16 protein-coding genes are annotated in these 21,553 nt (G+C 72.8%); 9 read left to right on the top strand and 7 right to left on the bottom strand.

Annotated elements, in window-relative coordinates; all coding sequences use genetic code 11:
* Nucleotides 1-9: 9 nt before the first annotated feature.
* A complete protein-coding gene (locus tag ACF08F_RS14655; RefSeq protein WP_392298842.1) occupies nucleotides 10-1,617 on the bottom strand; it encodes a carboxyl transferase domain-containing protein in 1,608 nt (535 codons plus the stop codon).
* A 281-nt stretch (nucleotides 1,618-1,898) separates the two neighbouring features.
* On the opposite strand from ACF08F_RS14655, the gene ACF08F_RS14660 reads away from it, so the two are divergent.
* The 4 genes from ACF08F_RS14660 to ACF08F_RS14675 all read left to right on the top strand — a co-directional run bounded on the left by ACF08F_RS14660 (nucleotide 1,899) and on the right by ACF08F_RS14675 (nucleotide 6,238).
* A complete protein-coding gene (locus tag ACF08F_RS14660; protein ID WP_392298843.1) occupies nucleotides 1,899-2,150 on the top strand; it encodes a hypothetical protein in 252 nt (83 codons plus the stop codon).
* Nucleotides 2,151-3,928: 1,778 nt separating this feature from the next.
* Nucleotides 3,929-4,516, top strand: coding sequence for a TetR/AcrR family transcriptional regulator (locus ACF08F_RS14665; protein WP_392299113.1), 588 nt, complete (start codon nucleotides 3,929-3,931; stop codon nucleotides 4,514-4,516).
* A 171-nt stretch (nucleotides 4,517-4,687) separates the two neighbouring features.
* Nucleotides 4,688-5,407 carry a hypothetical protein gene (locus tag ACF08F_RS14670; RefSeq protein WP_392298844.1) on the top strand — a complete coding sequence of 240 codons (720 nt, stop codon included), beginning with the start codon at nucleotides 4,688-4,690 and terminating at the stop codon, nucleotides 5,405-5,407.
* Nucleotides 5,408-5,464: 57 nt separating this feature from the next.
* Nucleotides 5,465-6,238 (top strand): phosphatase, encoded by a 774-nt coding sequence (locus ACF08F_RS14675; protein ID WP_392298845.1) that lies wholly within the window; start codon nucleotides 5,465-5,467, stop codon nucleotides 6,236-6,238.
* Here the strand turns inward: ACF08F_RS14675 and ACF08F_RS14680 are convergent.
* The 4 genes from ACF08F_RS14680 to ACF08F_RS14695 form a co-directional block, all read right to left on the bottom strand.
* Nucleotides 6,224-7,174, bottom strand: a complete 951-nt coding sequence (locus ACF08F_RS14680) for a cation diffusion facilitator family transporter (protein WP_392298846.1) — start codon at nucleotides 7,172-7,174, stop codon at nucleotides 6,224-6,226. The two genes, ACF08F_RS14675 and ACF08F_RS14680, sit on opposite strands and share 15 nt — an antisense overlap.
* 22 nt (nucleotides 7,175-7,196) lie before the next feature.
* Complete coding sequence (locus ACF08F_RS14685; protein WP_392298847.1) at nucleotides 7,197-8,066, bottom strand: acyl-CoA thioesterase; 870 nt, start codon at nucleotides 8,064-8,066, stop codon at nucleotides 7,197-7,199.
* Nucleotides 8,067-9,224 carry an acyl-CoA dehydrogenase family protein gene (locus ACF08F_RS14690; protein ID WP_017237177.1) on the bottom strand — a complete coding sequence of 386 codons (1,158 nt, stop codon included), beginning with the start codon at nucleotides 9,222-9,224 and terminating at the stop codon, nucleotides 8,067-8,069.
* A gap of 82 nt (nucleotides 9,225-9,306) precedes the next feature.
* A complete protein-coding gene (locus ACF08F_RS14695) occupies nucleotides 9,307-10,572 on the bottom strand; it encodes a helix-turn-helix domain-containing protein (protein ID WP_392298848.1) in 1,266 nt (421 codons plus the stop codon).
* Nucleotides 10,573-10,735: 163 nt separating this feature from the next.
* On the opposite strand from ACF08F_RS14695, the gene ACF08F_RS14700 reads away from it, so the two are divergent.
* Nucleotides 10,736-11,344: a hypothetical protein gene (locus ACF08F_RS14700; protein WP_392298849.1), complete on the top strand. Its 609-nt coding sequence runs from the start codon at nucleotides 10,736-10,738 to the stop codon at nucleotides 11,342-11,344.
* Nucleotides 11,345-11,555: 211 nt separating this feature from the next.
* Complete coding sequence (locus ACF08F_RS14705; protein ID WP_392298850.1) at nucleotides 11,556-12,575, top strand: hypothetical protein; 1,020 nt, start codon at nucleotides 11,556-11,558, stop codon at nucleotides 12,573-12,575.
* A gap of 27 nt (nucleotides 12,576-12,602) precedes the next feature.
* Here the strand turns inward: ACF08F_RS14705 and ACF08F_RS14710 are convergent, their stop codons facing one another.
* On the bottom strand, nucleotides 12,603-14,318 hold the full coding sequence (locus tag ACF08F_RS14710) for a PucR family transcriptional regulator (protein ID WP_392298851.1): 1,716 nt from the start codon (nucleotides 14,316-14,318) through the stop codon (nucleotides 12,603-12,605).
* 100 nt (nucleotides 14,319-14,418) lie between these two features.
* On the opposite strand from ACF08F_RS14710, the gene speB reads away from it, so the two are divergent.
* Both speB and ACF08F_RS14720 read left to right on the top strand, forming a co-directional pair.
* Nucleotides 14,419-15,396, top strand: a complete 978-nt coding sequence (gene speB / locus ACF08F_RS14715) for an agmatinase (RefSeq protein WP_392298852.1) — start codon at nucleotides 14,419-14,421, stop codon at nucleotides 15,394-15,396.
* Between the two features lie 83 nt (nucleotides 15,397-15,479).
* Entirely contained in the window at nucleotides 15,480-17,162 is a 1,683-nt protein-coding gene (locus tag ACF08F_RS14720; protein WP_392298853.1) for a thiamine pyrophosphate-binding protein, read from the top strand.
* A 69-nt stretch (nucleotides 17,163-17,231) separates the two neighbouring features.
* On the opposite strand, the gene ACF08F_RS14725 is transcribed toward ACF08F_RS14720, so the two are convergent.
* Nucleotides 17,232-17,603 carry a hypothetical protein gene (locus tag ACF08F_RS14725; RefSeq protein WP_392298854.1) on the bottom strand — a complete coding sequence of 124 codons (372 nt, stop codon included), beginning with the start codon at nucleotides 17,601-17,603 and terminating at the stop codon, nucleotides 17,232-17,234.
* A 178-nt stretch (nucleotides 17,604-17,781) separates the two neighbouring features.
* Here ACF08F_RS14725 and ACF08F_RS14730 point away from each other — a divergent pair, with 178 nt between their 5' ends.
* Entirely contained in the window at nucleotides 17,782-21,507 is a 3,726-nt protein-coding gene (locus tag ACF08F_RS14730; protein ID WP_392298855.1) for an ABC transporter ATP-binding protein, read from the top strand.
* The last annotated feature ends 46 nt before the right edge of the window (nucleotides 21,508-21,553 follow it).

The raw sequence follows: 21,553 nt of genomic DNA on the forward strand, positions 1-21,553 counted from the left end.
GAGGGCCCTTCACATCCGGAAGACGCCGAACTGGGGGTCACCCAGGGGCGCGTTGGCACAGGCGGTCAGAGCGAGGCCGAGGACCTGCCGGGTCTCCATGGGGTCGATGACCCCGTCGTCCCACAGCCGGGCCGAGGCGTAGTAGGCGCTGCCCTGGGTCTCGTACTGCTCGCGGATCGGCGCCTTGAAGGCCTCCTCGTCCGCGGCGCTCCAGTCGTCGCCGAGCTGGTCCCGCTTGACCGTCGCGAGGACGGACGCGGCCTGCTCGCCGCCCATGACGGAGATCTTGGCGTTGGGCCACATCCACAGGAAGCGGGGGGAGTACGCGCGGCCGCACATCGAGTAGTTGCCCGCGCCGTACGAACCGCCGACGACGACCGTCAGCTTCGGGACCCGGGTGGTGGCCACGGCCGTCACCATCTTGGCGCCGTGCTTGGCGATGCCGCCGTGCTCGTACGCCTTGCCGACCATGAAGCCGGTGATGTTCTGCAGGAAGACGAGCGGGATCCCGCGCTGGTCGCACAGCTCGATGAAGTGCGCGCCCTTCTGGGCGGACTCCGCGAACAGGATGCCGTTGTTGGCGACGATCCCGACGGGGTGGCCGTGGATCCGGGCGAAGCCGGTGATCAGCGTCTGCCCGTACTCGCCCTTGAACTCCTGGAAGCGGGAGCCGTCCACGACGCGGGCGATCACCTCGCGCACGTCGTACGGGGTGCGGGAGTCCACCGGCACCGCGCCGTACAGCCCGGCCGGGTCGACCTTCGGCTCCTCGGCCGGCTCGACCGACCAGGGGAGCGGGCCGCGCTCGGGGAGCGTGGCGACGATGTTCCGCACGATCCGCAGGGCGTGCGCGTCGTCCTCGGCGAGGTGGTCGGTGACGCCGGAGATCCGGGAGTGGACCTCGCCGCCGCCCAGCTCCTCCGCCGTGACGACCTCGCCGGTCGCCGCCTTCACCAGCGGCGGACCGCCCAGGAAGATCGTGCCCTGGTTCCGGACGATCACGGCCTCGTCGCTCATCGCCGGGACGTACGCGCCGCCCGCCGTGCACGAGCCGAGGACCGCCGCGATCTGCGGGATGCCCGCGCCGGACATCCGGGCCTGGTTGTAGAAGATGCGGCCGAAGTGGTCCCGGTCCGGGAAGACCTCGTCCTGCATCGGCAGGAAGGCGCCGCCGGAGTCGACCAGGTAGAGGCAGGGGAGACGATTCTCCAGCGCCACCTCCTGGGCGCGCAGGTGCTTCTTCACCGTCATCGGGTAGTACGTGCCGCCCTTGACGGTCGCGTCGTTGGCGACGATCACGCACTCGCGGCCCGAGACCCTGCCGATGCCGGCGATGACCCCGGCGGCGGGCGCCTGGTCGCCGTACATCCCGTTCGCCGCCAGCGGGGCCAGCTCCAGGAAGGGCGAGCCCGGGTCCAGGAGGGTGTCCACCCGGTCCCGCGGCAGCAGCTTCCCGCGCGCCGTGTGCCGGGCGCGGGACTTCTCACCGCCTCCCAGCGCGGCGGCGGCGAGCTTGGCGCGCAGGGTCGCGGCCAGCTCGTGGTGCGCCGACTCGTTGGCCTGCCAGGCCGCGGACGCGGGATCCGCCGCGCTCGTCAGCACAGGTGCCTGCTGCATCCCTCGAGCTCCCTTGCTCGGTTAATGAGCGTTAACGTATGGGGCTCAGGTTAACGACCGCTAACCGGGTTGTCCATCGTCGAAGCCGCGCCTCAGGTGGCGGGGGGCGTGGCCGTGTGGGTTGGGGCCTTGCCCTGGTTCGCGGGTCGTCGACGCGCGGTTAATACGCACACGCGTACGAGATTGTCACGAGTGCTGGTGAATGTGTGCGTAATTCGCCTGTGTGGGCGAGGTGCTCTCTAAGTTGATCTGAAGCCGGGGTGATGCGGAGGGGGAGGGTCGTGCGGGCACGTCAGACGGGCACGTTCCGGGGGAAGAACAAAGCCCCGAAGTGGACCAAGCCCGACGGCGGGACGGTGTCCGTGATGGTCCTGCCGCTGGCCGTCACCGATCCAGCCGACCGTGCCCGGCTGGGGAAGTTGTTCGCCGCGATGTGGTCGATCAGGAGGGCCGTCCAGCGCGACGCCCGTGCCAGGGTCGATGCCTACTGGGTCGCGTACCGCGAACGGGAGGAGCAGGGGCGAAGGTCGTAAGAGGGCGCCTCGGCCTGTCCCGCGAAGCGCTGGAGCGCTGCGCCTACAGGCATCTGGAGGCCTCGGGGCACCTCAAGCACCATGCCTCGAAGGCCCTGGCGATGCACATGGCCGATGAGCTGTGGAACGGAGTGCAGCGACACCTGTTCCCCGATGCGACCGGCACGTGTTTCGGGCGACCGAAGACCGGCCGCCGGTATGACTTCACCCGTATCCCCGGCCGTGCCCGCTCCCACACCACCGCGAACAAGTGGGAGACCTTCCGCCTCGTCGGCACCCTTCACGGCCACGCCGCGACCTACACCGACGGCGGTCGGTATCCGTTGATGCAGCCCAGACGCATGCCGAAGCCTGTCGTGCCCGAGGGGCGCGTACCGACGGGGAAGGTCATGCCCTCGGGCCTGGTCGGCATGCGCAAGGCGACATGGTGGGACCACACCGGCCCGCTCGCCGTGGTGTTCCCCGGAGGCAGCGACAGCAAGCGTGATGACCTCGTCCTCCCCGTCCGCATTCCCCAAGGCACGGGTCAGTGGGAACGGGTACAGCATTTTCTCGGCAGCCCCGGCCGCTGGCACAAGGTCGACCTCGTACGCCGCCGGAAGGCGTCCGCCCGGGGCGGCTGGGTGTACGAGGCGCATCTGATGGTCCTCGGCTCCGGATACACCGCACCCGCCGTACGGATCATGCGCGACCAGGCAGCCGCCCTGAACCGGATCGGCGGTGTGGACGGCAATGTCTCTAACCTCTCCGTCGTCTCCTTCCCCGCTGACCTCACCACCGGCACGCCAGTCTCGACCGAGATCATGCCGACCGGCGCCGAGCGCTCCCGGCTGGAGACGGAGGCGAAGAAGCGGCGGGGCCGTGCGCGTGCGCTGGAGCGCTCCCGCAGGGCAACGAACGCCACACAGTACGGGCTGTCGAAGAGCCAGTCCGAGCGAGCCGCCCGCCGCGCGGACAAGGGGCTCATGCCCAAGACCGTGATCGTTCCCGGTGGCGCGCGTGTGGCTTCCCCGGACGGGGCGCCGAAGCAGTCGTTCCGCCGCGACCGGCTCTCCGCCAACTACCGGACCCAGCGCTCCCGTCAGGCCGAACACGCTGCCGGCATCGCCGAACACCGCCGCCATCGCGCCTGCCGTGTGGCGCGCGAGATCATCGCCGCGCACGGCCCCGTGCTGGTCGTGGAGGACTGCGACATTCGCACCTGGTACCGGCTGTGGGGCAAGCGCCTGTCGCAGACCACACCCGGCATGCTCATCTCGGCTCTCAAGGCCGAGTGCGAAGCCGCCGGGGGCAGGCTCCTGCGAGCCTCCACCTGGTCAACGGGTCTGTCCCAGCACTGCCTGTGCGGCGGGCGCGTACGCAAGACCCTGCGCGATCGTGAGCACGAGTGCCCGGCGTGCGGCCTGACCGGCAAACGCGACCTCGTCTCCGCCGCCCTGGCCGCCTTCGTCCGCTTCGCCGACGCGGACGATCCGAAGACTGCCTACCTGGATACCTCCGCTTCCAGGCAGGCCCGAATCACCTATGCAGAAGCGCTGGAAGTAGCGCTGCGGGAGTCAACCACATCGAGCCCGAAACCGCCCCGGCGGCCGGGCCACGTGGCAGTCCCACGGCAACGCCGTGAGACCTCTGCTCCCCGAACTGTCGGACAGCGGAACCGGGCAACCCTGGATGAGCCGCGCTCTTGCGACCACGCCAGAAAGCCCGGTCACCGCCCCGGCCGCAGCCCGCAGCTCGCCCTCCAGGCGGCAAACGGGCCGAGTCTTAGAATCGATCGCATGACCACCAGCGCCAGGACCGACGCCCCGACGCGGCGCGAGCAGATCCTCAGGGAGGCCGCCCGCCTGTTCGCCGAGCGCGGCTTCCACGGGGTGGGCGTGGACGAGATAGGGGCGGCCGTCGGCATCAGCGGCCCCGGGCTCTACCGCCACTTCCCCGGCAAGGACGCGATGCTCGCCGAGCTCCTCGTCGGGATCAGCGAGCGCCTCCTCTCCGGCGGCCGCCTCCGGGTGGCCGAGTCCGACGGCGACCCGCGCGTGCTGCTCGGCGCCCTCATCGACGGCCACATCGACTTCGCCCTCGACGACCAGCCGCTGATCACCCTCCACGACCGCGAACTCGACCGGCTCAAGGACGAGGACCGCAAGCGCGTGCGGCAGCTCCAGCGTCAGTACGTGGAGCTGTGGGTCGACGCCGTGCGCGAGGTGTACCCGGAGACCGGGGAGCCGAAGGCGAGGGCGGCCGTGCACGCGGTGTTCGGCCTGCTGAACTCGACGCCGCACCTGCGCGCCCCCCTGGGCCGCGCCACCGTGGAAGGCCTCCTCCGCGACCTGGCCCACGGCGCCTTCGGCGCCCTGCGGACCTGACCCCGGCGCCGCCCCCTCGGGGTGGCAGCCGCGTCCCGGCGGGGTCATTCTTGAGAGGGGGACTCGGGGAGTCGGGGGTTCCGAACGAGGCGCGCAGGCGGGGACCGTGTGTGTTCGCCCGCCCGAAAGCAGCTCACTCCGCCTGTCGTGCAGGGAAGGTCGTGAGTTCACATGCTGGCCCCGGACCGAGAACGCCAAGAGCTGGAGAAGGCGCTCCGACAGCATGAGCGTCGGGTCGAGCGCATCAACGACGAGATCCGCGAGCTGAAGAACGAGCGGGGCGTCCACACCACCCTGCTGTCGCTCGGCGGTGACGAGAAACTCCTGGGACTGCTCGACCGCTTGCGCGGTGACGAGGACATGGCCCGTGAGGCACTCGAAGGCCGCGGCTCGTTCTTCGAGCAGCACGGCGTCGAACTCCCCGCGGGACTGCAGAGGGTGACCGGAGCGTCGACCAACGACGGGATAGAGCTCCGGGGCGTCTTCTGCGACGACGCCGGGCGTGACTACGAGGTGGTCTGGAACTCCCGTACGGGCTTCGACGTGGACCACCCCGCGGTCCGTGACAAGGCGTCGCTCAACCCGGACGTCGTCTACAAGGCCGAACGCACCCAGACGAGCACCGACTTCTGGATCATCGGCACGGGCTTCTCGGGGAACGGCTACGTCGACCTCAGCATCTTCATGGAGCCCGGACGGACCGTCCCCTGGTCGCAGCTCGGACGTACCACCGCCGACGGCAACGGTTACTTCAAGTACTTCCGCCGCGTTCCCTACCTCGGCGGTCACGACCCCCAGACCAGGAGCCCGGCCTTCGTCGGACGCGATGTGACGGTCGACAAGCCGGGTCTCGAAGAGGTGCCGAGCTACTACTGGTGGCCCAGGCTCTGACGCGGCACGACGAAAGCGGCGGGTCCCGTCGGGGGGCGGCACGGCAGAATGAACCCCATGCCGATACTCAGCCGCCCCGCCCTTGTCGAGCACCTCGTCCGTACCCGGATCGCCGGAGACGTCGCCACGCCGCGCGACAACAACCTCTCGCACTACAGAAAGCTCGCCAACGGCGACCGGCACTACTGGCTCGGTCTGGAGCTCGGCGACCGGTGGGCCGACGAGCAGGACGTGCTCGCCGTGATGGCCGAGCGCTGCGGGGTCGTCGACGACCCGGCCCACCGGGTCGGCCAGGACACCATCGACCCCGAGCTGACCGTCGACGCCCTCGACCGGATGGCCGCCCGCCTGCGCAAGGCCGCCGCCGGCAAGGAGCGGGTCCTCTTCGCGACCGGCCACCCCGGCTCGCTCATCGACGTCCACAGCCGGGTCGCCGCCGCGCTGCGCGCCCAGGGCTGCGACATCGTCCGCATCCCCGGCGGGCTGATCGCCGACGAGGGGTACGTCGTCCAGTTCGCCGACGTCGCCGTCTTCGAGCGCGGCGCCACCCTCTGGCACACCCACTCCCCGGAGCCGATGAACGCCATCCTGGACGCCCTCGGCGAGGACGGCCGCCCCGATCTGGTGATCGCCGACCACGGCTGGGCCGGGCGCGCGGGCCAGCGCGGGATCGACTCCGTCGGCTACGCCGACTGCAACGACCCCGCCCTCTTCATCGGTGAGGCCGAGGGCACGATGCAGGTCACGATCCCGCTCGACGACCATGTGGTCGACCCCCGCTACTACGAGCCGATGACGGCGTACACGCTGGAGGCCTCAGGCCTGCTCTGACGGCCGGGCCCGCCGCTGGCCCAGGCCCGGGGTCGGGTCCAGGTACACGCGGCGGATCGCCGGGAAGCGCTCGCGGAGCTGGTCCTCGGCGTCCTCGCAGGCCCATTCGACCTGCTCCGCCGAGGCGACGTCCCGGAAGTCGACCTTCGCGGCGACCAGGACCTCGGACGGTCCCTGGATGAGGGTCGTCAGGTCGAGGACGTCCACGACGTGCGGGACGGTGAGCAGCTCCTCGCGGACCGCCGCCCGCATGCTCCGGGGCAGCGGGCGGCCGACGAGGAGTTCGGCGTTGGAGCGGCCGAGGACCCAGGCCACGTACACGAGCAGGACGCCGATGAGGATCGAGGCGACGCCGTCCCAGACGCCGGAGCCGGTGATCTGGCCGCCGAGCAGGCCGCCCGCCGCCAGCATCAGTCCGGCGAGGGCGGCGGAGTCCTCCATGACCACCGCCTTGACGGTGGTGTCGGCGGTCAGGCGGAGGTAGCGGCCGAAGGGCGCCTTCATCCGCTCCGCCTCGGCCCGGACCTGCCTGATCCCGGTGCGCAGGGAGAAGCCCTCCAGGACGAAGGCGACGCCGAGGACGACGTACGAGATCGTCGGGTCGCCGAGCTCCTCGCCGTGGGTGAGGGTGTGGATGCCGTCGTATACGGAGAAGACCGCGCCGCCGACGAAGGTCGCGACGGCCGCGAGCATCGCCCACACGTACCGCTCGGCCGCGTACCCCACGGGATGGTCCTCGTCGGCGGGCCTGTCGCTGCGCTTGAGCGCCGTGAGCAGCATCGCCTCGGTGACGGTGTCGGCGAGCGAGTGGGCCGCCTCCGAGAGCATCGCGCTCGATCCGCTGACGACCCCCGCGACGGCCTTCGCGGCGGCGATCCCGAGGTTCGCCGCCGCCGCCACGATCACCGTGAAGGTACTTTCGCCGTTCTCCGCCATGATCGGACGGTATGTCCGGTCGTCAGCGCGGAACGCGAACGACACCCTCCTGGATGACGGAGATCGCGAGCCGGCCGTCCTGCGTGTAGATCCGAGCCTGGCCGAGGCCGCGCCCGCCGGACGAGGTCGGCGACTCCTGGTCGTACAGGAGCCATTCGTCGGCCCGGAAGGGCCGGTGGAACCACATCGCGTGGTCGAGGGATGCCCCGACCACGTCGCCGACGGCCCAGCCGCCGCGCCCGTGCGCGAGCAGGACGGAGTCGAGCAGGGTCATGTCGGAGACGTACGTGGCGAGGACGACGTGCAGCAGCGGGTCGTCGGCCAGCTTGCCGTTGGTGCGGAACCAGACCTGGGAGCGGGGCTCGCGCGGGGTGCCGACCGTCCCCCACGGGGGCGTCTCGGCATAGCGCAGGTCGACCGCCGCACGGGCCTCGATCAGCCGGTCCGCGACCTCGCGGGGGAGGTGGCGGGGGAGCATCTCGGCCGGTGTGGGCAGTGACTCCGGGTCCGGGGCGGGCGCCATGTCGACCTGGTGGTCGAGCCCCTCCTCGTACGTCTGGAACGACGCCGAGAGGTGGAAGATCGGCTGCCCGTGCTGGACGGCGACGACCCGGCGGGTGGTGAAGGAACGGCCGTCGCGGATGCGGTCGACCGTGTAGACGATCGACGCGCCCGGGTCGCCGGCGCGCAGGAAGTACGCGTGGAGCGAGTGGGCGAGCCGGTCCGCCGGGACGGTCCGCCCCGCCGCCACCAGCGCCTGGGCGGCCACCTGGCCGCCGAAGACGCGGGGGACGATCGAGGGGCGGGACTCGCCCCGGAAGATGTCCTGCTCGATCCGCTCGAGGTCGAGCAGATCGAGCAGGTCATCCAGTGCGTCGTGCGACTGCGGCACTTACAGGCCCATCGACTTCGCGATGATCGACTTCATGATCTCGCTGGTGCCGCCGTAGATGCGGTTGACGCGGTTGTCGGCGTACAGGCGCGCGATCGGGTACTCGTTCATGTAGCCGTAGCCGCCGTGCAGCTGGAGGCAGCGGTCGATGACGCGGTGCGCGACCTCGGTGCAGAAGAGCTTGGCGCTCGCGGCCTCGGCCGGGGTCAGCTCGCCCGCGTCCAGGGCCTCCAGGGCGCGGTCGGCGACGGCCTCTGCCGCGTCCACCTCGGCCTGGCAGGCGGCCAGCTCGAACTTGGTGTTCTGGAAGTGCGCGACCGGCTTGCCGAAGACCGTGCGGTCCGTGACGTACTGCTGGGCGAAGCGGACGGCGGCCTTGGCCTGGGCGTAGGCGCCGAAGGCGATGCCCCAGCGCTCGGAGGCCAGGTTGTGACCGAGGTAGTAGAAGCCCTTGTTCTCCTCGCCGAGGAGGTCCTCGACCGGCACCTTCACGTCGACGAACGCCAGCTCGGCGGTGTCGGAGGTGCGCAGGCCGAGCTTGTCCAGCTTGCGGCCGATGGAGTAGCCCTCGGACTTGGTGTCCACGGCGAAGAGGGAGATGCCGTGGCGGCGGTCCTCGGCCGTCGGGGCGGACGTGCGGGCGCAGACGATCACGCGGTCGGCGTGGACGCCACCGGTGATGAAGGTCTTGGCGCCGTTGAGGACGTAGTGCGTGCCGTCCTCGGAGAGCTTGGCGGTGGTCTTCATGCCCGCGACGTCGGAGCCGGTGCCCGGCTCGGTCATCGCCAGCGCCCACATCTCCTCGCCGGTGACGAACTTCGGCAGGTAGCGCTTCTTCTGCTCGTCGGTGGAGAGCATCTTGATGTAGGGGAGGGCGAGCAGCACGTGCACGCCGGAGCCGCCGAACTGGACGCCCGCGCGCGAGGTCTCCTCGTACAGGACGGCCTCGAACTTGTGGGTGTCCAGGCCCGCGCCGCCGAACTCCTCGGGCACGTTGATGCCGAAGATGCCCAGCTCACCGAGCTTGTCGTAGAACTCGCGGGGCGCCTGGCCCGCCGCGAACCACTCGTCGTAGACGGGGACGACCTCGGCCTCGATGAAGGCGCGGATGGTCTCCCGGAACGCCTCGTGGTCCTCGTTGAATACGGTACGGCGCACGGTGCGACTCCTCCGGTGTGCGGGGCGGGCCCAGTTTGTCTAAGCGCTTGCTCAGGGTTCTCGATACGAAGTTACCGACCAGTCAACCCCCCTGTCCAGAGTTCGTGCTTGTGATCCAGCGCCTACCTACGGAGTCGTACCCGTGCACGGGCCGCCCCTTCGCCCCGCTCGTCCGAAAGGGTGCGCCGTCCTCGTCCCCGATCCGGACCGTGCCCCGGCGCCCCTCCGAGCTCCACTCCAGCTCCAGGTACCAGCGGCAGTCGCACCCCGCCGCCCCCGCGTAGACCAGCAGCTCCTCCGGCTCGGCGGCGCTGACCACGTACGGGAAGGAGACCGCCGGGAGCGTCCGGCCCTCCTGCCCGGAGGCGTCGTACCCGTCCAGCGCCCGCGCCACCGGCCGCGGCCGGTCCAGGTCCACCTCGAAACGGCGCGGCGTCACCGCCCCGCCGCACCCGTCGTCCATCCGGTACGCCGCCCACGGGAGCGGCGCCCCCCGCTCGACCACCCGCACGTGCAGCGCCTGGAGCACCACCGCCGCCGTGCTCTTCCCCTGCACCGACACCCGCACCAGCGTCTCCCCGCCGTCCACGGCCCCCTGCGCCGTCGCCCAGCTCCGCGCGTCGGCCGCCTCCGGCGGGGGAGCGGGCGTCCGCGGCACGAGATAGGTGTGCCCGCACCCGTTCTTCCAGAGGTCCGAGGCGACCGTCCACGTCAGCGGCGCCGACGGTTCGTCGGCCCGCTCCCGGGCCTTCCCGGGCAGGAGTACGGCTCCGAGCGTCACCGTCCCCACGACCGCCAGCGCCCCGGCGACCACGCCCGCCCACCCCCACCGGCGCCTCCGCCGCGCGGACGGGAGGCCCGTCACGCGCGCGTGCACGGGTTCCAGCTCGGGCTCGGGCGTCGGCTCCGGGGCGGGTTCCGCTGTCGGCTTCGACTTCGGGGCGGGCTCCGCGGTCGGCTGCGGGCCGGGCTCGGACGTTGGCTTCGGGCCGGGCTCAGGCTTCGGCTCCGCCGGGCCGGGCTCGGGCGTCGGCTCAGCGCGGGGCTCGGGCGTCGGCTCCGCGCCAGATGCCGGTGCCGGAGCCGGTGTCGGAGGGCGGCGGGCGCCGTCCGCGCGGGTCCAGGCCGCCTCCAGGGCGCGCCGCTCCTCCTCGTCCGCCCCGCACAGCAGGGCGAGGCGGTCGACCACGGTGAACTCCTCCGGGACGGTCGCGCCGGAGCAGTAGCGGTGAAGGGTGGACGCGCTGACGCTCAGGCGCCGGCCCAGCGCCTCGTAACTCCTCCCGTCCCGCGCCTTCAGCGCGCGCACGAGCCGCGCGAACTCCTCGACGGCGGCGTCCTTCGGCATTCCATCCCCCTCGGCCCTGCGTCCCACGCTTCACGTCCTTGCACGTCAGTGGGGGTGGAATGGTTCCGGGACGGATGGCGGGCGCGTCACCGTTGCAGGCGGCGGGCGCCGGCCCGACGCTGGTGGAGCACTGACCGAACGACCCGACGGGGGATCCACCACCATGAGCAAGCTCCGTACCGCACTCGCCACCGCCGCCGCTGCCGCCCTGGGCCTCGCGGCCCTCGCCACGGCCCCGGCGCAGGCCGCCGCACAGCCCGCCTTCCTCGCCGCCTCCCAGATGCCGCCGTCGTCGACGCCGTGGACCGCCACCCAGGTCTTCACCGGCGTCCCGGAGAACGGCGGGGCCCTCTGCGCCCCGTACAAGATCCCGGCGCAGAACTCCCGCTACCGCGAGTTCAGCACCGAGCTCGACACCAACGGCGTCCAGATCACCAACGTCGCCCGCACCGAGGCCGACGCCGTGAAGCTGGTCGACACCCTCCGCAAGGCCCTCGCCGGCTGCGGCCCCCTGCTGGAGCGGCAGAACCCGGGTCTGAAGGCCGTCAGCGCCTTCCACGGCAAGCTCGCCGTCGAGGAGGGCGCCTGGGTCTACAGCCTGGACACCGCCGACCCGCAGATCGGCAACACCGACATCCACCTCTTCTCGGTGGGCCGCGACGGCCGCACCGTCACCCTCGTCCGCTGGGGTCAGATGGGCGACTTCAAGGACGCCCCGCTGACCGCCTTCAAGGCGACGACGAAGACCGCCGTCAACAAGCTCTGGTCCTGACGCAGCGTCATCTTGACGGATGTCGTGCTACTCAGAGTGACAGTCAGGTCGCACGGCGCCTCCCTGCGGAGGATACTGGGATGTGGGTGTCCGACGTCGGCGCGCTCGTGCGGTCAGGCCGAGCAGCCCATCCGTCATCGGACCGGCACCGGGTGGGGGCGACCGGTGCCGGTCGGGGGGCTCATGCGCACGTGATGCGAAAGGACGCGTCATGGAACTCGAATCCCTCCCCGATGAGGTCGTCGCCGAGATCGAAGTACGGGACCGCTGGAGGCGGGCCAATGCCGCCGACGGCCTGGAGTTCCTCGTCACGGACATCGGGAGGTGGCCACTGGGGCAGACGGTGCGGGTCGCGTTCCTCGACGGGAGCGACCAGCTGCACGCGGACATCGCGGGCGCGACGGAGCAGATCACCGACGCCTGCAACCTGACGCTCGACTTCGGGCAGAACGGCGGAACGTTCCGGCGATGGACCACGGCCGACACGGTCCTGGCCGCCGAGATCCGGGTCAGCTTCGACCTGCCGGGCTTCTTCTCCCTGGTGGGCACCGACAGCACCGACAGCGCCATCGGCGCGGGCGGCGGCCCGGTCGGAGGCAACCCCGGCCAGCGCAGCCTGAACCTGGGGCGGTTCGCGACGAACAGGCCTTCCCAGTGGGAGGGCACCGCGCGGCACGAGTTCCTGCACGCGCTGGGGTTCCACCACTCCCACCAGAACATGCGCGGCACCTGCGAGGGCGAGTTCCGCTGGGAGGACGACATCGGGTACGTCCCCACGCAGGACCCGGCCGGTGTCTTCGTGCCCGACGCACAGGGCCGGCGCCCCGGCATCTACACCTACCTCGCGGGTGAGCCGAACAAGTGGCCGCGCGCGAAGGTGGACCACAACCTGCGAACCGTGGACGCCCCGGATCTCGTCGCCGGGCCCTTCGACACGAAGTCCGTGATGCTGTACCGCTTCCCGTCCTTCTTCTACAAGTCCACCCCCAGCAGCTGCGCGCCGACCGGCAACGGGCAGACCCTGTCGGACGGCGACAAGCGCGGACTCGACCTGCTGTACCCGCACGCCGTGGACGCCGTGGCGGACCGTCAGGCCCGTGCCGGCGCGGTCCTGGCGTCGCTCGGGGCCGGTCCCGAGGGAGTTCCCGGTGCGAACGGCGGCGGCCTGGCCGAGGTGTACCGCAGTCGCGTCGAGGAACTGGCCGCCGCTCAGGCTGCGGGAGTCCACTGACGGCTCACCGGCGACCGCTCCGACGGCTCAGCCGAGCCGCAGGGCGAACCACAGCTCCATCCGTACGTCCGGGTCGTCCAGGTCCAGGCCCAGGAGCGCGGTGCAGCGGGCGATCCGCTGCCGGACGGTGTTGCGGTGGACGTCCAGCGCCGTCGCCGTCCGGTCCCAGCTGCCGTGCAGCGAGAGCCAGACCCGCAGGGTCTCGGTCAGCGGCTCGGCGAGCGGGGCGAGGAGGGCGCGGGCGTATGCGGTGGCCTCCGCCGGGTCCACGAGGCCCGTGAACCCGGCGGGGCGGTGCCGGGCCAGGGGGGTACGGGAGGCCTCGGCGCGCCGCAGCGCCCGCGCCGCCTCCGCGTCGGCCGCGGCGAGGTCACGGGCGGGCGCGGGGGCGGCGGCGCCGAGCGTCCACCCGGGCTGGGCGGTGAGGGGCGCCGAGGCGGGGAGGAGGAGGCGTACGGGGGAGGGGGCGGGCGCCTCGGGTACGGCTCCGGCCGTGGTCGTGGCCGGACCCGTGGCCGTACGTCTGCCCGTGCCCGGCCCCGCCCCGGCGTCCACCAGGGCGGTCCCCAGCGCCGCCGCCAGCGAGGCCGCCGCGAACGGGGTGCCGTCGCCGCCGCGCGCGTGGACCACCGTCCAGGGCCCCGGGCCCAGCGCCGCCGCGGCCTCCTCCGGGGCCGCGCCCAGGAGCAGCCGGACCAGGGCCCCGTCCCGAACCGTCACGTCCGCGCCCCGGTGCGGGGCCGTGAGGAGCGAGAGCAGGACCACCGCGACGCCCGCGATCGTGTGGTCGCCCTGGTCGCGCCGCTCGGTCGCCACCCCGAGCGTCAGCCCGTCCCCGCCGCCCAGCGCGTACGCCGCGAGCCGCCACCCGCCGCCGTCCCCGCTCGCCGAGGCGGGGCCTTTGGCGGGCGCCCCGCCGGTCGGGCCGGGCTCCCGGCGTCCTGGGGCCCCGTCTCCCGCGTTGTCGTCGGTCGCCATGGCTCCGCCATGCCTCCCTTCTCCGCCTTGGATCCGGGGCCCCAGGACGCCGCTCGCTGATCCGGCCCGACCAGCGGGGCCCCCGCCCGGACGCGGGCCGAGCACCCCCGCCAGCTCGCGCAGGGCGCGGGCCGCCTCCGCGGGGACCTCGCGGCCGGCCGCCGCCGACTCCGTGCCGTCCGCCGCGAAGAGCACCGCCCGCCCCGCGAGCCGCGCGGCCAGGGCGCCGAGCACCGCCGGGACGGGGGCAGGCCGTGCGGCGGCCGCCGCCAGGGACTGCTGCGCCTCCGTCACCCGGCGCAGCTCCTGCAGCCTGGCCTCCGCCATCAGCCGCCACAGCGCCCGGGCCACCGCGGTGAACGGGGTCCTCGGCGGGACCTCGACCAGCGGCAGGCCGTGCCGCGCGCAGGCCTCGACGAGCTCCGCCGGGACCGTGTCGTAGACCGGCGTCACACCGAAGCCGAGCGCCGCCGCCCCCGCCTCCACCACGCGCTCGACGTACCGCGCCGGGTCGGTGAGCTGCACACCCGCCGTCATGAGCAGCTCGCCGCCGAGGAGGTACGGGTACGGGTCGGCCATCTCCGAGGTGTGCACCCAGTGCAGCGGTACGTCCCCGGAACCGGCGAGCAGCCGGAGTCCGAGGTCCCGGCGGGCGAGCAGCGCGGCCAGCGGGACCGGCGGCGCCGGGGGAGTGGAGCCGGGCTCGGGGGCGGGAGGCGAGCTCGGCGGGGTCGGCGTGACCATCAGGGTGGACCCTTCGTACATCCTCAGTCCGTACAGTGGAGGGAACGTACACTTCAATGTCGGTTTCGGGCCACTTACTGTCGAGCCGGACCCACCGACACCCCTCCTGGAGGACCCGACCATGAGCAGCAGCGAACAGAACACCCCGCGCGGCCCGATCGACTCGTCCCGCACCCCGCGGTACGCCGGTCCCGCGACGTTCGCGCGCCTGCCGCGACTGGACGAGGTCGGCACCGCCGACATCGCCGTGGTCGGCGTCCCCTTCGACAGCGGCGTCTCCTACCGCCCCGGCGCCCGCTTCGGCGGCAACGCCATCCGCGAGGCCTCCCGCCTCCTGCGCCCCTACAACCCGGCGCAGGACGCCTCCCCGTTCGCCCTCGCCCAGGTCGCGGACGCCGGTGACATCGCCGCCAACCCGTTCAACATCAACGAGGCCGTCGAGACGGTCGAGGCCGCCGCCGACGAGATCCTCGGCACCGGCGCCCGCATGATGACCCTCGGCGGCGACCACACCATCGCCCTGCCGCTGCTGCGCTCCGTCGCCAAGAAGCACGGCCCCGTCGCCCTGCTCCACTTCGACGCGCACCTCGACACCTGGGACACGTACTTCGGCGCCGAGTACACCCACGGCACGCCGTTCCGCCGGGCCGTCGAGGAGGGCATCCTCGACACCGAGGCGCTCTCCCACGTCGGCACCCGCGGCCCGCTCTACGGCAAGCAGGACCTCACCGACGACGAGAAGATGGGCTTCGGCATCGTCACCTCGGCGGACATCTACCGCCGCGGCGCCGACGAGGTCGCCGACCAGCTGCGCCAGCGCATCGGCGACCGCCCGCTGTACATCTCCATCGACATCGACTGCCTCGACCCGGCCCACGCGCCCGGCACCGGCACCCCCGAGGCCGGCGGCATGACCTCCCGCGAGCTCCTGGAGATCCTGCGCGGCCTCTCCTCCTGCAACCTGGTCTCCGCCGACGTCGTCGAGGTCGCCCCGGCCTACGACCACGCCGAGATCACCGCCGTCGCCGCCTCGCACACGGCGTACGAGCTGACCACGATCATGTCCCGCCAGATCGCGGCGAGCCGCGCGGCGAAGTAACCTCCCCTCCGGCCCGGCCCGCCGCCGGGCCGGGCGGGCCGCCCGGGCCGCACCCGACCACCGAGCCACGCCCCGAGGGACCGATGACCCACGACCACGACCTGGTGCTGCGCCCCACCGAGGCGCAGACCGCCGCCGCGCTCAACCCGCCGAAGGGCCGCACCGGCGGCGACCTCGTCGTCGAGACCCTCTCCGGCCTCGGCGCGACCACCGTCTTCGGCCTGCCCGGTCAGCACGCGCTCGGCATGTTCGACGCCCTGCGCCGCTCCTCCCTGCGCTACGTCGGCCTCCGCGTCGAGAACAACGCGGGCTTCGCGGCCGACGCGTACGGCCGGATCACCGGCGAGGCGGCCCCGCTGATGCTCTCCACCGGGCCCGGCGCGCTCATGTCGCTCGCCGCGCTCCAGGAGGCCGCCGCCGCCTCGGCCCCGGTGCTCGCGATCGGCAGCCAGATCCCCGTGGCCGGGCTCGGCGGCGGCCGGCACGGCTACCTGCACGAGCTGCGCGACCAGCAGGCCTCCTTCCGGGACGTCGTGAAGTCCGTCCACACGGTCCGCACGCAGTCCCAGATCCCGTCCGCGATCGCGGCGGCCTGGGAGTCGGCGCTGACCGCCCCGCACGGTCCGGTGTGGGTGGAGATCCCGCAGGACGTGCTCCTCGCGGAGACCCCGCTGCCCGTGGTCACGGCGATGGACGCGACCCCCGAGGAGGCCGCCCCGCGGCCCGAGCTCACGGCCGTCGCGGCCGACCTGCTGACGAAGGCCGCCCGGCCGGTGATCATCGCCGGCGGCGGAGTCGTCCGCTCCGACGCCTCCGGCAAGCTCCGCGCGCTCGCCGAGCGGATCGACGCGCCCGTCGTCACCACCTTCGGCGGCAAGGGCGCCTTCCCCTGGACGCACCCGCTCTCGCTCCAGTCCTGGCTGGAGGACCGGCACACCACCGACTTCCTGGAGGACGCCGACGTCCTCCTCGTCGTCGGCTCCGGCCTCGGCGAGCTGTCCTCGAACTACCACACCTTCGCCCCGCGCGGCCGGGTGATCCAGATCGAGGCCGACCCCGGGAAGCTGGAGTCCAACCATCCGGCGCTCGGCATCCACGCGGACGCCCGGCTCGCCCTCCAGGCCCTCCTGGAGACGGTCGGCGAGCGCACCGACCCGACCGCCCCCGAGCGCGTCGCGGCCGTCCTGGGCAAGGTCCGGGACCGGATCGCCGCCCAGGACCTCGGCCTGGAGCAGCGGATCGTCGCGGCGGTCCGCGAGGCGCTGCCGGACCGGGCGCCGAGCTTCTGGGACATGACGATCCTGTCGTACTGGGCGTGGTCGGCCTTCGACGCCCGGCACCCGAACACGATGCACTCCGCCCAGGGCGCCGGCGGCCTCGGCTACGCCTTCCCCGCCGCCCTCGGCGCGGCCGTCGCGGACCCGTCCTCACCGGTCCTCGCGGTCTCCGGGGACGGCGGCGCGATGTACTCGATCGCGGAGCTGGCGGCGGCGAAGCAGCACGGCCTCGACGTGACGTGGCTGATCGTCGACGACGGCGGCTACGGCATCCTGCGGGAGTACATGACGGACTCCTTCGGCGAGACCACGGGCACCGAGCTGGCCCGCCCCGACTTCGTCGCGCTCGCCGAGTCCTTCGGCGTCCCGGCGACCGCGACGACCCCGGAGACGCTGGCGGCCGACCTGGCGGACGCCCTGGCGACCCCGGGCCCGTCGGTGGTCGTCCTCCCGGCCCTGCTGCGCATGTTCGAGCCGACGCACCTCTGAGCGACGCCCCCGGACCCGCCGCCCCCGCCGGGCGCCGGGTCCGGGCCGCCGTCGGGGCCCGCTCCGGACTCAGACCACGAGGTCGCCCCACTTCTCGCGGTACAGCGCGATCTGGTGCTCGTACCCCTGGAGGAACTCCCCGACCTCCCGCCGGCCCAGGTTGTCCTTGGACATCCGCTCCGGGGCTATCAGCCTCGCCATGTCCCCGACGACCGCCTCGGCGATCTCGGCGTGGCGGCCGCCCCTCTCCCGGGCGATCAGCAGCTGCATCCCCATGCCGCCGAGGAGGGCGGCGAAGGCGTTGCGCGGCGTGGACGCCGTCCTGCCCAGCTTCGCCGGCTCGCCCAGCGGCGTCCTCCCGAGGGCCACCCCCTCAAGGACCTGGAACGCCGCGTGCAGCCGCCCCCACCCGTACGGCTTCCCGTCCTCGACCCGCGCCATGAACTCCCCTTCCGGTCCGACCGCGGCACCGCCCGCACGGCGGCCCCCGGAGTCCCTACCCGGCCCGGCGGCCCGGCGACCCTGAACCGAGTGGTCGGTCGGTTTGTTGCGGCGGGATGAAATCGCAGCCCAGCCGTGTTGGGCCTTCCGGTAGAGAAGGACGAACGGGAGGCCACTCGTGGCGGCGGTCGGGGAGAAACAACAGGGCTGGGCGCGCAGGCTGACCGGCTACGCGTGGCGCTACAAGGCGAACACCTTGCTCGCGCTCGGGTCGTCGCTCGTCGGCATGGCCGTCCTCGCCCTCGTGCCGCTCGTCACCAAGGTGATCATCGACGACGTCATCGGGACCAGGACCCGGGACCTCGGCGTCTGGACCGGGCTCCTCATCGGCGCCGCCGTCCTCGTGTACGTCCTCACCTACGTCCGCCGGTACTACGGCGGCCGCCTCGCCCTCGACGTGCAGCACGACCTCCGCACCGACATGTACGGGACCGTCACCCGCCTCGACGGGCGGCGGCAGGACGAGCTGTCCACCGGGCAGGTCGTCGGGCGCGCCACCAGCGACCTGCAGCTGATCCAGGGCCTGCTCTTCATGCTCCCGATGACGATCGGGAACATCCTGCTCTTCGTCATCTCGCTGGCCGTCATGGCCTGGCTGTCCATCCCCCTCACGCTCGTCGCGCTCGCCGTCGCCCCCGCCCTCTGGTTCATCGCCAAGCGCAGCCGCACCCGCCTCCACCCGGCCACCTGGCACGCGCAGCAGCAGGCCGCCGTGGTCGCCGGGGTCGTCGACGGGGCCGTGACCGGCGTCCGGGTCGTCAAGGGCTTCGGCCAGGAGGACCAGGAGACCGGCAAGATCCGGGAGGCCGGGCGCAAGCTCTTCGCCGGCAGGCTGCGGACGATCCGGCTGAACTCCCGGTACACCCCGGCCCTCCAGGCCGTGCCCGCCCTCGGCCAGGTCGCCGTCCTCGCCCTCGGCGGCTGGCTCGCCTACCGAGGCCAGATCACCCTCGGCACCTTCGTCGCCTTCTCCGCCTACCTGGCGTCCCTCGTCGGCCCGGTCCGGATGCTCGCCATGGTCCTCACCGTCGGCCAGCAGGCCCGCGCGGGCGTCGAGCGGGTCCTCGACCTCGTCGACACCGAGCCCGTCATCCAGGACGGGACGAAGGAGCTCCCGGCCGACGCCCCCGCCACGGTGGAGTTCGACGACGTCTCCTTCGCCTACCAGGACGGGCGCCCGGTCCTCGACGGCTTCTCCCTGGAGATCCGCGCCGGCGAGACCGTCGCCGTCGTCGGCGCCTCCGGCTCCGGCAAGTCCACCGTCTCGCTCCTCCTGCCCCGCTTCTACGACGTCACCCACGGCGCCGTCCTCGTCGGCGGCCACGACGTCCGCGAGCTCACCCTCGACTCCCTGCGCGCCGCGATCGGGCTCGTCCCGGAGGACTCGTTCCTCTTCTCCGACACGGTCCGCGCCAACATCGCGTACGGCGCCCCCGGCGCCACCCAGGAGCAGATCGAGGCCGCCGCCCGCGCCGCCCAGGCCGACCGGTTCATCGCCGAGCTCCCCGAGGGGTACGACACCAAGGTCGGCGAGCACGGCCTCACCCTCTCCGGCGGCCAGCGCCAGCGCGTCGCCCTCGCCCGCGCGATCCTCGCCGACCCCCGGCTCCTGCTCCTCGACGACGCCACCTCCGCGGTCGACGCCAGGGTCGAGCACGAGATCCACGAGGCCCTGAAGTCGGTCATGGCGGGCCGTACGACCCTCCTCATCGCCCACCGCCGCTCCACCCTCGGCCTCGCCGACCGCATCGCCGTCCTCGACGACGGACGGCTCTCCGACATCGGCACCCACGAGGAGCTGGAGGAGCGCTCCGCGCTCTACCGCCGCCTCCTGACCGACCCCGACGAGCTCGGCGGGGTCTCGCCGGGCCATGTGCTCCCGGCCGAGGTCCCCGAGGACGCCACGCTGCGCGCCGAGCTCGACGCCGAGTTCGACGCCGAGCGGGGCATCACCCCCGCCCTGTGGGTACGGGAGGCGGGCGCCGCCGAGGAGAGCCCCGCCCCCGGCGCCACCCCCGAGCTGCTGGCCGCCGTCGAGGCCCTGCCGCCCGCCACCGACACCCCCGGGATCGACGAGGCCCGCGCGGTCTCGCCCGAGGACACGTACGGTCTGCGCCGGCTGCTCCGCGGCTTCGGCGTCCCGCTGCTCATCAGCCTCGGCCTGGTCGCCCTCGACGCCGGCGCCGGACTCCTGCTGCCGGTCCTGATCCGGCACGGCATCGACGAGGGCGTGAACCGGCTCGCGATCGGCGCGGTCTGGGCGGCCTCGGCGCTCGCCCTGGTCACCGTGCTCGTGCAGTGGGTCGCGCAGACCGCCGAGACGCGCATGACGGGCCGCACCGGCGAGCGGGTCCTCTACGCCCTGCGCCTGAAGATCTTCGCCCAGCTCCAGCGCCTCGGCCTGGACTACTACGAGCGCGAGCTCACCGGCCGGATCATGACCCGCATGACCACGGATGTGGACGCGCTCTCCACCTTCCTCCAGACGGGCCTGGTCACCGCCTTCGTCTCGGTCGTGACCTTCTTCGGGATCATGGTCGCGCTGCTCGTCCTCGACCTCCAGCTCGCCCTGGTCGTCTTCTCGACCCTGCCGGTCCTCGCCGTCGCCACGTACTTCTTCCGCCGGTCGAGCGTGCAGGCGTACGAGCTGGCGCGCGAGCGGATCAGCGTCGTCAACGCCGACCTCCAGGAGTCGGTCTCCGGACTGCGGATCGTGCAGGCCTTCCGTCGCGAGCACGCGGGCGTGGAGCGCTTCGCCGCCCGCAGCGACGAGTACCGCGAGGCACGCGTCCGCGGCCAGTGGCTGATATCGATCTACTTCCCCTTCGTGACCCTGCTGTCCTCGGTGGCCGCCGCGGCCGTCATGATCGTCGGCGCGAACCGCATCGACGGCGGCACCCTCACCACCGGCGCGCTCGTCGCCTACCTCCTCTACATCGACCTCTTCTTCGCCCCCGTGCAGCAGCTCTCGCAGGTCTTCGACGGCTACCAGCAGGCCGCGGTCTCGCTGAAGCGGATGCAGGAGCTGCTCCAGGAGCCGACGTCGACGGCCACCGCCGACGCGCCCCGGGACGTGCCGTCGCTGCGCGGCGAGATCGCGTTCGAGGACGTCTCGTTCGCGTACGACACCAAGGAAGCGGCCCTCACCGGCATCGACCTGCGGATCCCGGCCGGACAGACCGTCGCCTTCGTCGGCGAGACCGGCGCCGGCAAGTCGACCCTCGTCAAGCTGGTCGCGCGGTTCTACGACCCGACGGGCGGCCGCGTCACCGCCGACGGCACCGACCTGCGGGACCTGGACCTCACCGCGTACCGCCACCGGCTCGGTGTCGTCCCCCAGGAGGCGTACCTCTTCGCCGGGACCGTCCGGGACGCCATCGCCTACGGCCGCCCCGAGGCCACCGACGCGGAGGTCGAGGCCGCGGCCCGCGCGGTCGGCGCGCACGACATGATCGCCACGCTCGACGGCGGCTACCTGCACGAGGTCGCCGAGCGCGGCCGGAACCTGTCGGCGGGTCAGCGCCAGCTCATCGCGCTCGCCCGCGCCGAGCTCGTCGACCCGGACGTCCTCCTCCTCGACGAGGCCACCGCGGCCCTGGACCTGGCCACCGAGGCCCAGGTCAACCAGGCCACCGACCGCCTCGCGGGCCGCCGCACCACGCTCGTCGTCGCCCACCGCCTGACCACGGCGGCCCGCGCCGACCGGGTGGTCGTGATGGACCGCGGACGGGTCGCGGAGGACGGCACCCACGACGAACTGCTCGCCCTCGGCGGCCGGTACGCGGCGCTGTGGAGCACCTTCATCGGCGAGGCCGTGGACGAGGAGGAGCCGGAGCGGGTGTGAGTGCGGGGGGAGAGTCGGGCGGTGCCTGAGTGCGGGGCCGCCCGGT

Origin of the sequence: Streptomyces sp. NPDC015130 (assembly GCF_043080005.1) — a bacterium.
Taxonomy (GTDB): Bacteria; Actinomycetota; Actinomycetes; order Streptomycetales; family Streptomycetaceae; genus Streptomyces.

Coding starts and splice junctions, on each gene's coding strand:
- ACF08F_RS14725 (WP_392298854.1), bottom strand. CDS start 17,603: ATGGCGCGGGTCGAGGACGGGAAGCCGTACGGGTGGGGGCGGCTGCAC.
- ACF08F_RS14710 (WP_392298851.1), bottom strand. CDS start 14,318: ATGTACGAAGGGTCCACCCTGATGGTCACGCCGACCCCGCCGAGCTCG.
- ACF08F_RS14700 (WP_392298849.1), top strand. CDS start 10,736: ATGAGCAAGCTCCGTACCGCACTCGCCACCGCCGCCGCTGCCGCCCTG.
- ACF08F_RS14680 (WP_392298846.1), bottom strand. CDS start 7,174: ATGGCGGAGAACGGCGAAAGTACCTTCACGGTGATCGTGGCGGCGGCG.
- ACF08F_RS14665 (WP_392299113.1), top strand. CDS start 3,929: ATGACCACCAGCGCCAGGACCGACGCCCCGACGCGGCGCGAGCAGATC.
- ACF08F_RS14655 (WP_392298842.1), bottom strand. CDS start 1,617: ATGCAGCAGGCACCTGTGCTGACGAGCGCGGCGGATCCCGCGTCCGCG.
- ACF08F_RS14720 (WP_392298853.1), top strand. CDS start 15,480: ATGACCCACGACCACGACCTGGTGCTGCGCCCCACCGAGGCGCAGACC.
- speB (WP_392298852.1), top strand. CDS start 14,419: ATGAGCAGCAGCGAACAGAACACCCCGCGCGGCCCGATCGACTCGTCC.
- ACF08F_RS14695 (WP_392298848.1), bottom strand. CDS start 10,572: ATGCCGAAGGACGCCGCCGTCGAGGAGTTCGCGCGGCTCGTGCGCGCG.
- ACF08F_RS14675 (WP_392298845.1), top strand. CDS start 5,465: ATGCCGATACTCAGCCGCCCCGCCCTTGTCGAGCACCTCGTCCGTACC.
- ACF08F_RS14705 (WP_392298850.1), top strand. CDS start 11,556: ATGGAACTCGAATCCCTCCCCGATGAGGTCGTCGCCGAGATCGAAGTA.
- ACF08F_RS14670 (WP_392298844.1), top strand. CDS start 4,688: ATGCTGGCCCCGGACCGAGAACGCCAAGAGCTGGAGAAGGCGCTCCGA.